Annotated in this window: 8 protein-coding genes; 6 read left to right on the top strand and 2 right to left on the bottom strand. The window is 39.8% G+C overall.

The window, feature by feature from the left end:
- The first annotated feature begins 151 nt into the window (after positions 1-151).
- The 3 genes from ACO1O5_RS00605 (at position 152) to ACO1O5_RS00615 (ending at position 4,651) form a co-directional block, all read left to right on the top strand.
- On the top strand, positions 152-1,201 hold the full coding sequence (locus tag ACO1O5_RS00605) for a sensor histidine kinase (protein WP_486267420.1): 1,050 nt from the start codon (positions 152-154) through the stop codon (positions 1,199-1,201).
- Complete coding sequence (locus ACO1O5_RS00610; RefSeq protein ID WP_486267422.1) at positions 1,201-1,911, top strand: LytR/AlgR family response regulator transcription factor; 711 nt, start codon at positions 1,201-1,203, stop codon at positions 1,909-1,911. The genes ACO1O5_RS00605 and ACO1O5_RS00610 overlap by 1 nt, the downstream gene beginning before the upstream one ends.
- 124 nt (positions 1,912-2,035) lie before the next feature.
- Entirely contained in the window at positions 2,036-4,651 is a 2,616-nt protein-coding gene (locus ACO1O5_RS00615; protein ID WP_486267424.1) for an outer membrane beta-barrel protein, read from the top strand.
- 236 nt (positions 4,652-4,887) lie between these two features.
- On the opposite strand, the gene ACO1O5_RS00620 is transcribed toward ACO1O5_RS00615, so the two are convergent.
- Complete coding sequence (locus ACO1O5_RS00620) at positions 4,888-6,798, bottom strand: T9SS type B sorting domain-containing protein (protein ID WP_486267426.1); 1,911 nt, start codon at positions 6,796-6,798, stop codon at positions 4,888-4,890.
- A gap of 273 nt (positions 6,799-7,071) precedes the next feature.
- Between ACO1O5_RS00620 and ACO1O5_RS00625 the strand changes: the two genes are divergently transcribed.
- The 3 genes from ACO1O5_RS00625 to ACO1O5_RS00635 all read left to right on the top strand — a co-directional run bounded on the left by ACO1O5_RS00625 (position 7,072) and on the right by ACO1O5_RS00635 (position 11,939).
- The gene (locus ACO1O5_RS00625; RefSeq protein ID WP_486267428.1) at positions 7,072-8,049 is read left to right on the top strand and encodes an EamA family transporter; all 978 of its coding nucleotides are present in this window, start codon (positions 7,072-7,074) and stop codon (positions 8,047-8,049) included.
- Between the two features lie 351 nt (positions 8,050-8,400).
- The gene (locus ACO1O5_RS00630; RefSeq protein ID WP_486267430.1) at positions 8,401-10,614 is read left to right on the top strand and encodes an alpha-galactosidase; all 2,214 of its coding nucleotides are present in this window, start codon (positions 8,401-8,403) and stop codon (positions 10,612-10,614) included.
- Positions 10,615-11,378: 764 nt separating this feature from the next.
- Entirely contained in the window at positions 11,379-11,939 is a 561-nt protein-coding gene (locus tag ACO1O5_RS00635) for a nuclear transport factor 2-like protein (protein ID WP_486267432.1), read from the top strand.
- A 133-nt stretch (positions 11,940-12,072) separates the two neighbouring features.
- Here the strand turns inward: ACO1O5_RS00635 and ACO1O5_RS00640 are convergent, their stop codons facing one another.
- The gene (locus ACO1O5_RS00640; protein ID WP_486267434.1) at positions 12,073-14,583 is read right to left on the bottom strand and encodes a glucosidase family protein; all 2,511 of its coding nucleotides are present in this window, start codon (positions 14,581-14,583) and stop codon (positions 12,073-12,075) included.
- Positions 14,584-14,590: the final 7 nt, after the last annotated feature.

The following is a 14,590-nucleotide window of genomic DNA, read 5'->3' on the forward strand; positions in this document are numbered from 1 at the left end:
AAGGGTGCACCATTGACGGTGCTTTGTCGCGGTATTTTCGTTATTTGTCTCATTTTTATTAAAATATATTGATAATGTTTCTATGTTTATGGATTGAAAAAAAATTCTATCAACAAACATCTGTAAAAATTTATCGCCGCACCGGAAGGTTATGAAAAAAGCATGGTACTCAAATAAATGGATGACGATACTGCTGCATGCTACAGCGTGGATATTGTTGTTTTCATTACCCGCTTTATTGCGGCCTGCGCACAATCCCAATGAAGCAAAATCTGCACAATCCATCGATGCCAATATCATATTTGTTATATCACGCATCAGCGATGCATTATTAATTACGTTTTTCTATTTGAATGCATTCATGCTTATACCACGTTTGTTGTATAAAAAGAAATATGCGGTGTATAGCGTATCCGTCGTGGCTTACTTTTTTCTATACGTTACGATGGTATGGTCGTTATGGGTGAACCTTGCAAAGAATAAAATTCATTTTTCGTTTAATGATCACCTGTTTGTAAGCACCTTCATTTTCTTATTTATACTGGCGTGCAGCATCGCCTATAAAACTATCAGGGATAAATTTATTTCAGACCAGTTGGCGAGTGAGAAGGAGAAGGAACATTTAAAAACAGAGTTGTCGTTATTGCGTTCACAGGCCAGCCCGCATTTTATGTTTAATGTATTAAACAATATGGTTTCGCTGGCACGAAAACAGTCAGATGAATTAGAGCCCTCGCTGATTAAGTTTTCATCGTTAATGCGTTATATGCTTTATGAAACTGATGAAGAAAAGGTATCGCTTGAAAGTGAGACAGAATATCTTCAAAGCTATATTGACCTACAGCAGCAACGGTTAAGTAAAAAAGTGGTAGTTACTGTAAGCATGTGTAAGGCAGATAAAATGTATGAAATTGATCCGATGCTATTGATACCTTTTGTAGAAAATGCATTTAAGCATGGCACGGGGTTTATTGAAAATCCGCAGATAGATATTGAATTAAAAACGGCCGGCAATATTCTTTACTTTCGTGTAAGCAACACGTACGATCCTGCATCTTTGCAAATACAAGATAAAGCAAGTGGCATTGGATTGGCAAATGTGCAAAGAAGGCTGGATCTTTTGCATCCGGGGAACTACAAACTGGATATAATAAAAGACAACAGCATTTTTACGATTTCGCTACAAATAAATTTAACCTGATGATACGTTGCCTTGCAGTTGATGACGAGCCATTAGCGCTGGAACTACTGGAAGATAACATCAGTAAAATACCATTTCTGCAGCTAATTGGTTCGTGCGACAATGCGATGGACGCCATGAAGATAATGCAGGATCAATCCGTTGACCTGATATTTTTAGATATACAAATGCCGGGACTTACGGGATTGCAGTTTATAGAAAGCATGACGGTAAAACCAATGATTATTTTAATAACGGCTTATAAGAAATTCGCACTGGATGGCTTTAACCTTGATGTAACGGATTACCTCGTAAAGCCCGTACCACTCGACAGGTTTATAAAAGCCTGTAATAAGGCAAAGGAACTATTTGACCTAAAAACAAATCAAAAAAGCACCAGCCCCTCGGCAGGACCAGATTATTTTTTTGTGAATGCTGACTATAGCCTTCTCAAAATTACCCGTTCGGATATTATTTACATTGAAGGCTTAAAGGATTACATTAAGATCCACTTAAAGAGCACACAACATCCCGTAGTAACGCGGATGCCCATGAAAACCATCGAAGAAGAATTGCCACCTACAGAATTTATCCGCATTCATAAATCATATATCGCTTCGGTTTCGTTTATTACGGCCATCCGCAAATCCAGCGTGTTTATCGATTCGCTGGAACTTCCGCTCAGCGATACTTACCGCGATGCAGTAACTGCACTCACCGGTAAATTGTAAATTTTACCCCCTGCAAATTCCCTATTTGAAATTGGCTGGTTTCGTCGCAACATTTTGCCACCTCATCTCATTTGCCCAAAACACCGGTTAACGGGAATTACTTTCGTATTCAAATAAACAGATAATGAAAAAATTTCTTTTACTAATTGTTGTTATCATCATAACGGGCCGCCTGTATGCGCAAATGCCACACGCTATGCCTGCTGAAATAAAAAATGCGGGCCATATTTATGGCAAAATAACTGATGCCGATGGCAAACCTGTTGAAGGCGCTTCCGTATTGGTTCTGCACCAAAAAATGGATACCGCCACAAAAAAAATGAAAATGATTTTAGAAAAAGGAATGACCACCAAGAGCAATGGCGATTTCGATTTTGCCCAACTGCCAATTATGGGCAAGTTGCAATTAAGAATCAGCAGCAGCGGTTACACATCTTTACAACAGGAAGTTTCGTTCATGCCGAAAATGCAGCCAGGCACTCCTTCAGGTATTCCTTCAGGTCCTCCTTCAGGCGTTCCTTCATTTGATAAAGACCTTGGCAACATTAAGCTTGAAACGGATACAAAGACCTTAACTACAGTTACCATCACTGGTGCCGCACCAGCGCTAAAGCTGGATATTGATAAGAAAGTTTTTAATGTTGAAAAGAACATTGTAAGCGCCGGGGGAACCGCATTGGATGTAATGCGCAATGTACCTTCCGTTCAGGTAGATGTAGATGGCAATGTGAAATTGCGAAATGCTGCTCCGCAGATTTATGTAGACGGACGCCCGACAACTTTATCTCTCGACCAGATACCTGCTGATGCTATTCAGAGTGTGGAGGTAATTACCAATCCATCCGCAAAATATGATGCATCGGGTGGCAACGCAGGCATTCTTAATATCGTTTTAAAGAAGAATAAACAAACCGGTTACAATGGAAATCTGTCTGCAGGAGTCGATAGCCGGGGAGCGATAAATGCCGGTGCTAATTTTAACGTGAGACAAAATAAAATAAACTTCTCTGCAGCCGGAATGTTGCACCAGATGAAAGGAGTAAATACAGGAACTACCGACCGCTTAAATTTGGGCGATACGCAGACCCACGTTTTTCAAAGCGATATTAATAAACAAACCGGGGCTTTCATGTTTGGTAAATTGGGGCTTGATTACTATGTAACCAATAGGGCAACTATTTCATTGGGCCTTGTTAAAGTGCATGGCAATTTCAACCCAAATGAAACCATTAATGCAACAACTGATAGCCTGCTAAACTCTGGTATAAAAAGTGCCAACAGTGTGCGTTACACTTCAGGTACCAGGTCATTCAATGCAAATGGTTTGCAGTTGGATTATGTATATAACTTTCCAAAACAAGGAGAGCAACTCACCGCTGATGCAAATTATTTTTCAGGAAAAAATTCAGGCAATTCTTTATATACAACTAATTATCTTGATGGAAGCAGTATTGGCGGCACGCAGCTTCAACAGGTTGTCAGCGACGGAACCATTAAGTTTTTCACCGCTCAAACCGATTATACCTTACCCTTCGGAAAACAAAAACAATCGAAACTGGAAACCGGTTTAAGAGCGCAGGTACACCAGACCGTTAGTAACAACGATAACTTCACAGGCACCACCGTGAGTAACCTGGTTAAGATAGCCGCGGCCACCAACAATTACAAAAGCACCGACGATGTTTATGCAGCCTACGTGAGCGTTAAGAGCGCTATTAAAGATTTCGGGTACCAGGTTGGCGTTCGGGCAGAAAGTTCTAACTACGACGGGCAGTTAATAAACACCGGCGAAAAATTCAGCAATAAATATCCTGTAAGTTTATTTCCATCTTTATTTCTTAGCCAGAAACTAAAAAGTAAACAGGAGTTGCAATTCAGTTATACACGCCGTATTAACAGGCCGAACTTCTTTCAGTTGATACCATATACTGATTATACAGATAGCCTGAATATCACCCGCGGCAACCCTGATCTTGTTCCCGAATTTACCAACTCGTTTGAAATGAGCTATAGTAAAACATTTAAGGGGAACAACAGCTTGTTAAGTTCTATCTATTACAAGCATACTGATAACCTGATCACACGTTACCTGAGCCAAGGCACGAATCCATTTACCGGTAAAGAAGATGTGATCAATTCTTACATCAATGCTAATTCAAGTTACTCTTATGGCGCTGAAGTAACCTCAATAAACACGCTTACTAAATGGTGGGATATCACTACTAATGTGAACGTATATAACTCAAAGATAAATACCGATAACATTGCAGGAAGCACATCGCAGGATGCGATTGTGAGTTGGTTCGGCAAGTTCAACAGTAATTTTAAATTGCCGAAATCATTCACCATACAATTGTCTGCAGACTATCAAAGCAAAACAAATCTTCCGATAAATAATAACCAGGGTGGCCCCGGAGGCGGCGGACCTTTTGGGCAGGCACAAAGTTCTTCTCAAGGTTATATACGTTCCCGCTGGGGCACTGACATCGCCGTGAGAAAAAGCTTTCTTAAAAACAATGCAGCTTCTGTAAGTCTCAGCTTTAGTGATATCTTCAGAACCCGTATACAGGATCAATACTCCGTGGGCCGTTATTTCATCCAGGACTACAGCAGGTTAAACAACCCGCAAATGGTACGGTTGACTTTCACTTATCACTTTGGTAAAATGGATATGTCGTTATTCAAACGCCAAAATAACAAGAGCACTGCAACACAGGATGCCATGCAAATGGGGCAATAATTTAATTGTTGCTTTTACGAAGATGCCAGTGTTATATCAAGTCTGTTAAGTCTTTATCAATATTCCCACAAAGGCACGGAGAACACTAAGAATAAAGCATTGTGATCTTAGTGTCTTTGTGGGATATTCGTCATTTTAGAATTGACATAAGGCTAATACCGTTGGTGCAACTAAATCGCTCGAATGGGCGAACATAAATTGAAGGAATTGTTTTTCCAAAATCGGCATTAAAAACATTATCGCAAGAGGATGCTGCTGCCTTTAACCAGGTACGTTTTATCGTCTACCCCTATCCCTTCCGCAATCCATACTACCACTTGTGAAGATTGCGGAAGGCCATTCCTGGTTCCATCCCAACCTTTGCCGGGCACGCTGGTTTGAAATATTTGCTGACCCAGCCTATTGAATATTTTGAAATATTGAAGTGTTTTGATCCCATATAACACCGGGCGTAAAACATCGTTTATGCCATCACCGTTAGGAGTAAATGCATTGGGTACGTACATGGCAACTTTATCAATTGTTTTTACTAATTGCGTATCTACAGTTACGCAACCACCTTTAGTCACTATCACAATGGTATACAATTGTTCAAACCGCCCGTTAAAAACGGGAGTATAGCTTTTGGGCGTACTTAGCGAAACACCGGGACTCCATACAACTTCATCGCCAAATTGCCTTGCCTGTAATGTAAGCGGTAGGTTACTAACAGCATACACATCCGGGTACCTTATGCCAGGAGTTGGGTCATCGATAACAATATTACGATGTTCGCTGGGCAGCACACAGCCGTCATCGTTAGTAAGCAATGCGTGATAAATACCGGTTTCGGTAACCCGGTAATTTGTCCCTGTCGCTACATTAATTAAACTGTTATTCTTAAACCATAAGATATTTTTTGTTGGAGTAAGATGTAGAACGGCGCTATCACCAGTATCAGAACAAAACAGAGCATGCCCTGTTAAACGAAGGGTGGTATCAACGAATGAAGTCCTTACCAAAACTGTATCACTGCTCAGGCAACCTCCTCCGGCGCTATTGACTGTTAAGATATAATTTGTAGGTACCAGTGGGTTTGCCGCGGGATCGGAAGCCTTTGGATCGGACAAACCATTTTCCGGTTGCCAGCTATATACCAGGCCCGGTATGGCATTTGCGCCAATACCTGCCGGTATTCGATCACACGAAAGCGTATCTTTTCCTGCATCAGCTTTAATTGATAAATTATTTTCCAACCTGGCGTAAAAAGTATCGATGCACCCATAACCATTGTAGGGCGTCACTATCAACGGGTAAATTGTGCCGGGCGGCGGCGGTGGATGAAAGGCAATGGTTTGTTTGGTACTTAGTACATGCCTAAATGTAGTATCAAGCCAGGTATAATCCTTATACCCGAACGGCGCTGTCAGGTTTACCGTCGTATCGTCCCGGCAATAGGTACTACCAATAAATTCACTGGAGCATTGGGAATCAACGTCAATATAAGCATACCCAAAATGCTCCCTTAAAGTACAGTCAGTTGTTGTAAAAGAAAGCCTGATAGTCTTGCCCTCCATCCCATTAAGATTAACTGATACTGTCGTCCAATCCTTACACCAAACAGGTGTAGTACCGCCCGGATTGGGCGATTCAAAAAAACCAGGCAGCAGCGAACCGTACGGAATAAATGTAAATGAAGAGCATTCGATTGCTTTTTTATCAGTCATATCGATAACTTCAATTTCCAAACGCGGTTGCTGAAATTCTGCATGATTAGGATCCTGGAATACCACCGCGTAATGGTAAACAAGAGAATACACATTCTTGTTGGGAGGAATATTGAATTCATAAGATATCGCTTCTGCCTGTGCACCTGCCAGGTTATTCCCAAGCCTTATCGAGTGCCCGCTACCGTTAGGGCAATTTACCGGGAAGCCTCCATAGGGATCTACCCCATCACCTGTATTGGCGGTATACATGGTCTGCCGGCCGTCAACCGGCTCCGTTGACGGAGCCAAATCAAGGGTATTAACGCCATTGATAGCCTCCGTTATTCCGATAAAGCATTGCCATCTGTCAAATGTTCCGGATTCGAAATCAATATTGGGAGGACAGGACTGCGCATTTACCACAAAATAAGCAGGGCATACAATAAGTGCCAGCGTCAAAAATTGTATTTTAAAATTGTAACCCCGCATAACATTATTATAACAATGTACGAGAAAGAAAGGTTGCCTGATTTCGATATATGAAGTTAATAACTTTATTTTTTCAGGTTTTAGCTACCTGAGGGCTCACGACCACCAGCAGGTTAAGGTCCGCCCGGCATAAATTAATTTTTGAGTAATTGTCCATTCAGCGTTTATCCTTCCACGTGATAAAATGTTTCACAGAAAATGCCAGGAAGATTTTTCGCCGCAAACACCCATGTTAATTAAATATTGCAAAAACAATTTTGTTTATCGTGTCTCGCGGCACATCTTTGCACCCTCATGCCGCATACCTCCACCAAACACGCCCCAATTGTTAAAGTAATCATTGCCTTTGCTATTGTATATATTGTTTGGGGCTCTACCTACTTTTTTGTTCAATCGTCTGAAAGGGACTTTCCTCCCTTTGTTTTGGGTGCGCTACGATTCTTTGCTTCAGGTCTTATTTTGTTATTGTGGTGCGCAGCAAAAGGATATAAGTTACTGCAAAGGCCACAATTAAAGACGTCATTTATTGTTGGCAACCTGTTATTGTTTATTGGCAATGGTTCCATTATCTGGGCGGAGCTAACACTTGCAAGTTCTTTTGTAGCAGTTTTAGTTTCGGCGGCCCCTTTGTGGTTTGTATTATTCGATGCCAGGAACCGCCACGCGAACTTAAAAAATAAGCACATTGTTATCGGCATTATCACCGGGTTTACCGGGGTGATTCTTTTATTCAGCGAAAAGATATTTCCAGGTATTGGCCCCGCAGCGGGTCTTATAACAGTCATTTCACTTGTTGTAGTCGTGGCCGGCAATATAAGTTGGTGTATTGGCTCCTTATATTCAAAATATAATGGGAGTGGCAACACAACTGTTGGCGCTGCATGGCAAATGATTTTTGCTGCGATCTCCTTTTTAATTGTGGCACTATGCAATGGCGAAATCAGTCACTTTCATTTCGGGCAAATTCATTTGCGTGCATGGCTCTCAGTTATATACCTTATCTTTTTGGGATCGATTGCCGGCTATAGTGCCTATATCTGGTTATTGCAGGTTAGGCCTGCCACGCATGTAAGCACCAATGCTTATGTAAACCCGGTTGTGGCGGTACTGTTGGGGGTATCTTTTGGTGGCGAAACGATCAACGGTCTGCAGATTGGGGCTCTAGCGCTAATATTATCCAGCGTCTTCATTATAAATTTTGATAAATATACCGGTAACTAAAAATGCATAGCCTCCTATCATGAAAAACACACATCATAAAAATTTGTATCGACTTACAACTATTACTGTACACAGATAAACGCCACCATCTCTGAAAGATTTATTTCAACCTTGCCTGTTGACGTTTTAACCTCAATGTTGTTACCAAAAATATCATTTGCCTTTATGCCATTCAGCGACAAGGACAAAACATAATTTGCCGGAGCCCTCTCTTTTCCCAAAAGGTCACCTGCTTTCCTGGTTCACAAAACTTTTCTAATCAGGCTGTTTGGCTGCGTTAGAGCTATTGATTAGCTTTAAGCTTCAACAAGTACCACATCATACCACTTTGTAACTCTTTATTTTTCAAAAATGTTTAAAACGAATTTCATTATACTTCACTTATTTACAGTGATGCTCTTTGTTACAGTAGCGGCAGACGCACAAATTGTGACAATTCCCATTGAAACAAAAGACCATGCGGTTGTTTTGCAAACAGATGCAGCTAATCGTTTATGGATTGTTTATTTTGGACACAGGTTAATGAATTCAAAAGAATATGCAACATCGTCCCAACAATATAATTACTCTTCCTCAAATGCCGGTATTTATAATAACGCCTATACTCCCTCCGGAACATGGAACCTTTCTGAGCCGGCCCTCGAGATAATTCATAGTGATGGAAATCCTTCCACAGAATTAAAATATGTAAGTTATCAAACAAAACAGGAAGCAGATAATATATCACTTACTTCGGTTAAACTCACGGACCCCGTTTATAAGACTACTGTAGAACTCTTTTACAGAACATGGTACAATGAAAACGTAATTGAACAATGGACAGAAATCACCAACAACGAAAAAGGCAGCATCGTAATGAACAAATACGCATCGGCCAATTTATACTTCTCTGAAAGAAATTTTTACTTAACAAGTTTCCAGGGCGAATACCTTATGGAAATGCAGCCAATGGAAGAAGAATTATTACCGGGTATAAAAACAATCGAAACAAAACTTGGAACCAGAGCTATGCTTTTGGGCACTCCCAATTTTATTGTATCGTTTAATGGACCCGCAAAAGAAAATAGCGGGGAGGTAATGTTGGGTCAGTTGGCCTGGAGTGGCAATTATAAACTTGATTTTGAAATTGATTCGCATAAAAATTTGCGCCTGGTTGCAGGTATCAATCCCTACGCATCCGCTTACACTTTATCGCCGGGCAAAACTTTTACAACCCCATCACTTATTTATACTTTTTCCAGTAACGGCACCGGCACTGCCAGCAGGCAAATGCAAAGTTGGGCCAGAAAATACCGCGTGCTAAATGGAGAAGGCGACAGACTTACCTTATTAAATAACTGGGAGTCTACTTATTTCAATTTTGATGAAACCAAATTGACTGCTTTGTTTAAAGATGCAAAGACTTTAGGAGTAGATTTATTTTTATTGGATGACGGATGGTTTGGTAATAAATACCCCAGGAACAATGATGATGCGGGCTTAGGCGACTGGCAGGAAAATGTAAAAAAACTACCTCATGGAATTGGCTACCTGGTAAAAGAAGCAAAAGCTGAAGGTGTAAAATTTGGAATCTGGATTGAGCCTGAAATGGTGAATCCCAAAAGCGAGTTGTACGAAAAACATTTGAATTGGGTAATAAGGCAACCCGAACGCCCGGAAAAATATTATCGCAACCAGTTAGTGCTTGACCTTTCAAACCCTGAAGTACAGGATTTTGTTTTTGGAATAGTTGACAACCTCTTTACTAAAAACCCTGACCTGGCTTTTATAAAATGGGATTGTAATGCCGTTATCTATAATGCCTATTCATCCTATTTAAACAAGAATAAAATTCCTCAAACACAATTATATGTTGATTATGTAAAAGGATTGTACAGCGTATTAAAACGCATAAGAGCCAAATATCCTGCTGTATCGATGATGCTCTGCTCTGGCGGCGGCGGAAGGGGTGATTATGAATTATTAAAATATTTTACCGAGTTCTGGCCAAGCGACGATACGGAACCCGTAGAACGCATCTTTTTGCAATGGAATTATTCTTACTTTTTCCCTTCAATCACCACGGACTGCCATGTAACGAATTGGGGTAAACAACCTATCAAATTTAAAGTGGACGTAGCCAGCATGGGGAAATTAGGATTTGATATTGTTGCCGCCAAACTTTCCACTAACGATTTAGCTTTCTGTCAACAGGCTATAAAAAATTATGATTCGTTTAAAGATATTGTGTGGCATGGAACACAATATCGGCTGGCGAGCCCGTATGAAAATCCATACGCTTCTATCATGTATGTTAACGATGATAAGTCAAAAGCTATTATGTTTACTTACTTACACAGTACACGCTTTATGGAAACTGCCACTGAACAGCCCATTAAATTAAATGGGCTGGATCCCGCAAAAAAATATAAGATCAGGGAAATCAATATATATCCCGGAACTACATCAACTGTTAGTTCAGACGAGATTTTTTCCGGCGATTTTTTAATGAAGGTTGGTTTTAACCCCGATATAAATTCCAAAAGATCTAGTGTGGTACTTGAAATTTTGCAGGTAGATCTTTAGGCCGATATTAAAGCATTGACCAGCTGAAACATGGTGATTTACTATTCTATTTGGTAGGCCGCATCGATCATCTACAGCTATTAACTATTTGATGAATATCCCTGAAGTACGCCAAATATTTCAATTTTGCTTTTTTTACCTAAATTATTTTGCCAGCAATGATTTTATTTTTTGATTGTTGCGATCTCAATAAAATTCAATGCGACCCATGCTTGCAACAAGCACATTTAATCTTCTTAGTCGGCTCTCCGGCAATGATTGGCATTATATTTCGTGGGTTTTTAAGTTATTACATTGCTCAGTTAACCTCCAAAAATATCACCTCATGCGTTTTAGAAAGCTGGTAGGTTCTTTTTTTATTGTAGTTGGAATGAGTGTAGCACTTTCCTTGTTATTTGGTATTTCTCATTTTCAATATGACAGCGAAGACTAATTTCCTATGCTTCCTCAATCTTATTCTTTTTGCCATAATTACTTTCTTTCTTGGAAACGCCATTTTGAAAATGGGTGAATAAACTTATTTCACTACCTCTCTTAATTCTCAATAAAGTTTCGAATCTTCAATTGTTCAATTACCCGCGCCGACATAATTCTCAAATTTATCGGCAGACGAGGGCTTAAAATTTTTAGAATATATCGTAGAAAAAAATAACAGGTTTCACAATTTTTTCTATCTTACATATCCATCTCTAGTCTATCTACCCTATCAAGTCTGCTCGCATTCCCTGTGGAATATTTCATTCATTTAAAAAAAATAAACTATTATGAAAAGATTTTTTGTTCTTTCTGCGGTTGTTATGCTCGCAGCTTGTAATTCCAATGAGTCTGCAAACAAAGAGGCCATGAGCGATTCTGTTAAACCAGTGTCGGAAACAACTATGGCAGCTATTAAATCTCCTTATCCAATTGGATATTCTTCCAATTTTGAAAAAGATGATCCAAAAAATGCGGAAACACTCTTAGCTCTCTGGAAAGCCTGGGATAATGGTGATCTAAGTGCCACCAAAGATATGTTTGCCGACAGTGTGGAATTGCACTTTTCAGATGGTTCCAGTCTGCATTCAACGAGGGACAGCGTGATTGCCGATGCACAAAAATTCAGAAGTACATTCGCAAGCGCAGTAAGCAGCGTGGATGCTGTGATGGCTTCAAAAAGCGTAGACAAGAATGAACATTGGGCGCTTATTTGGGGAAAGGAAGTAGATACCGATAAAAAAGGGAAAGTTGACTCATCGTATCTACAGGAGACATGGAGATTTAATAACGACGGCAAGGCAGATCTTATGTTTCAATACAGGCAGGCAGCAACTCCTCCAAAACATTAATTTTAAAGTTAAAGCCCCGTTTACCGGGGCTTTTTTATTTATCATCCTGGTACGTTGGCGATCGTTTCGGTTAAACTAACGTAGACGGACATATGTTTTTGTTAGTCGCATTCAAATACTCATTGCATAATCATTAAGGCTGTAACAAGATTTTTATCCTTTCCGATCCGCCGTTTCGGGTAAAGGTCAAATGTCCTATATCATCGGCTTTGGTTTTTTTCGAGAAAATATTATTGACATAAATAGCGTAATATTTGCCGGGTGTAAGATTAATGATTGTATAGGTTACGTTTCCAGACACTTCTTTGGAAACTTGTGTCCAGGCCAATTCCTTGCTATTACAATCAGTAATTGTAATATCAAGATGCGCTATATTTTTCGTTTGGGTTTTTAAATTAAACTTGTCGTTGTCTTTATTAAAATACAACACTGTATTGGCTGTTGCAAAAAAACCAAAATCATGTTTTGCACCAACGGTGAATTGCTTATTTGAAATCGTATAAAGATTTGTGTCGAGACCTATGATCAATTGTTCTCCCCTGTAATTGTAGTTTAATCTTGAGCCGGAAATCTCATCGGCAATATGAGGATTCAAATAAAACCTGTTATACATTGGGTTAAACCCATAAATTGCCTGGTACAAACCAACCACAGCAAGACTGTTTCCTGATAGAATATCGTCGCCCTGTCCATCCTGTTTTTTTCGGGAATAACGTTGAAAAGCCAAACCATCAATGCTGTCCTGCCTGAGAATATTTTTTACATAATATAAGGCAAGCTCTGGTTTGTAAGAAGCATATGCATTAACACCGACGCTACCCCACGATAAAAAAATGTCACCATTTTCATAATACGGAAACGGAAACTGGTAATCCAGTCCTTCATCCCTTTTATACGGGAACATACTTATGGGCCAGAAGAACAATTTTTCTTTTTGCATTTGTGCTTCTAACTGGTCTAAGATTGAATTACGACGAACGGTATCGTCGCAGATGCCATAAGCGATGGCCATAAAATTTACAGGAGTAACCAGGTTATCGCCATGGATAGAATTATCCTTGTCACGCCAGTAATCGTAGTAACCTTTTTCATCATCCCAAAAACCTCCGTTACGAATACTTTTATTAAAACTGGTTTTAAGTTTTGCAGCATAATCAGCGTAGTAAATAGCTTTTTGTTTATTGCCCAATTGCTGTTCAATACCTGACCATAACGTCAAAGCATGATACAGCTTTGCATTTACAAAAGCATTTTCAAATGATGCCCAGATGATGTCAATCCAATCGCTGCTTCTTTTATCCGTATGATTATCATTCATCATCTCTACAAGATGGTTACCGTTAGTATCTCTTTTCAAAATAAAATTCAATGCGCTTTCGCAGGCAGCCTGCTGCTTTTTAACCCATGTCTTATCGCCCGTTTGGTCGTACAGTTCGGAAACGTTAGTAACATAATCAGGATTCGAATCCATCAGGTAACCCCATTGCGCCTCATAAAAACCTTTATCGGTAAACTGGCCCTTCATAGCATCTTCATTCGTGTATGCCCATCGCGGCCACACGCGACCGTTAGGTTTAATGGCATTATCACGATAAAAATCGAGGCACTGTTTATAACCATTCAGATAATGAGCATCATTAATACCAAGCCCCATTTGGGCAATGTATTGTTCATGCAGGCAAATGGGCCCATAAGGTGTATGCCAACTGTTGCCGCCAAAATGTTTCGCATCAATAACACCCATGCGGGCAATGGTATTTAAAACAGCGCTTACCTGCTCCCCATTTACACCTTTAAACTCACCGCGGCCATATTGTTTTTTAAAATCAAAAAAAGAGAAGTTAATATTTTCTGACGTAGTACCGGCTAACACTTTAAATGGCGACCATACATCAGTTTTCTTCCTGATAAAGCGGCGGCGATGCGTTCCTGAATCATAACGGGGTATCATATCTTTTTGCGAAACCGTTATACCATAGGCCAGCCTGTCTTCATCAGTTCGTGTGTATTTCATAGCCACCTGTTCACCGGTTGCGTTTACGGAAACGTTTAAACCATTATTGGTTTTGCTGTTCCAGAAAGATGCCGTATTAGTATGATCACCATACGTGCAAAGCTTTTCATTAAACAAATAAAACCAGGCAATGCCGCCGAATCCCTGGAAGGCGCCTTCCCACGTATTAATATTATCAAATTCTATCGCAGGAAAAGAAACGGATTCTGCAACAAATGCTTTTGGGCAATTTCTTGTGATCGTAAATTTTACACCGGTATCATTGATTATAAATTTCCAGTTTTCATGTATGGCAATTTTATCATCACCATAAGTAATATTACTAATGTCAACCCTGTTGCCTGCCGCACTAACCTTTGGCGAATTACTAAGATGTAATGTTGAAAATGTTTTGTCAGTAGTTTTTATTTCGGAGTAGATACCTAAGGAGCTATCAATTACTTTTTGTCCGTTGACCTCGAGATGAGAAATCATGCATTGATGGTCATAATTCAGTACAAATTTTAACCTGTTATTACCGAAGCTAACGGTGTGGAGTAGTTGATCATTTTCAACCGAAATTGATTGCGCCTTGCAGATACTGCCTGTTACCAAAAAGGCAATCATTAAAAAGAATATTTTATTTACCATATCGTTT

The sequence above is a fragment of the Ginsengibacter sp. genome (genome assembly GCF_057362405.1).

Coding starts and splice junctions, on each gene's coding strand:
- ACO1O5_RS00605 (WP_486267420.1), top strand. CDS start 152: ATGAAAAAAGCATGGTACTCAAATAAATGGATGACGATACTGCTGCAT.
- ACO1O5_RS00640 (WP_486267434.1), bottom strand. CDS start 14,583: ATGGTAAATAAAATATTCTTTTTAATGATTGCCTTTTTGGTAACAGGC.
- ACO1O5_RS00630 (WP_486267430.1), top strand. CDS start 8,401: ATGTTTAAAACGAATTTCATTATACTTCACTTATTTACAGTGATGCTC.
- ACO1O5_RS00615 (WP_486267424.1), top strand. CDS start 2,036: ATGAAAAAATTTCTTTTACTAATTGTTGTTATCATCATAACGGGCCGC.
- ACO1O5_RS00635 (WP_486267432.1), top strand. CDS start 11,379: ATGAAAAGATTTTTTGTTCTTTCTGCGGTTGTTATGCTCGCAGCTTGT.
- ACO1O5_RS00610 (WP_486267422.1), top strand. CDS start 1,201: ATGATACGTTGCCTTGCAGTTGATGACGAGCCATTAGCGCTGGAACTA.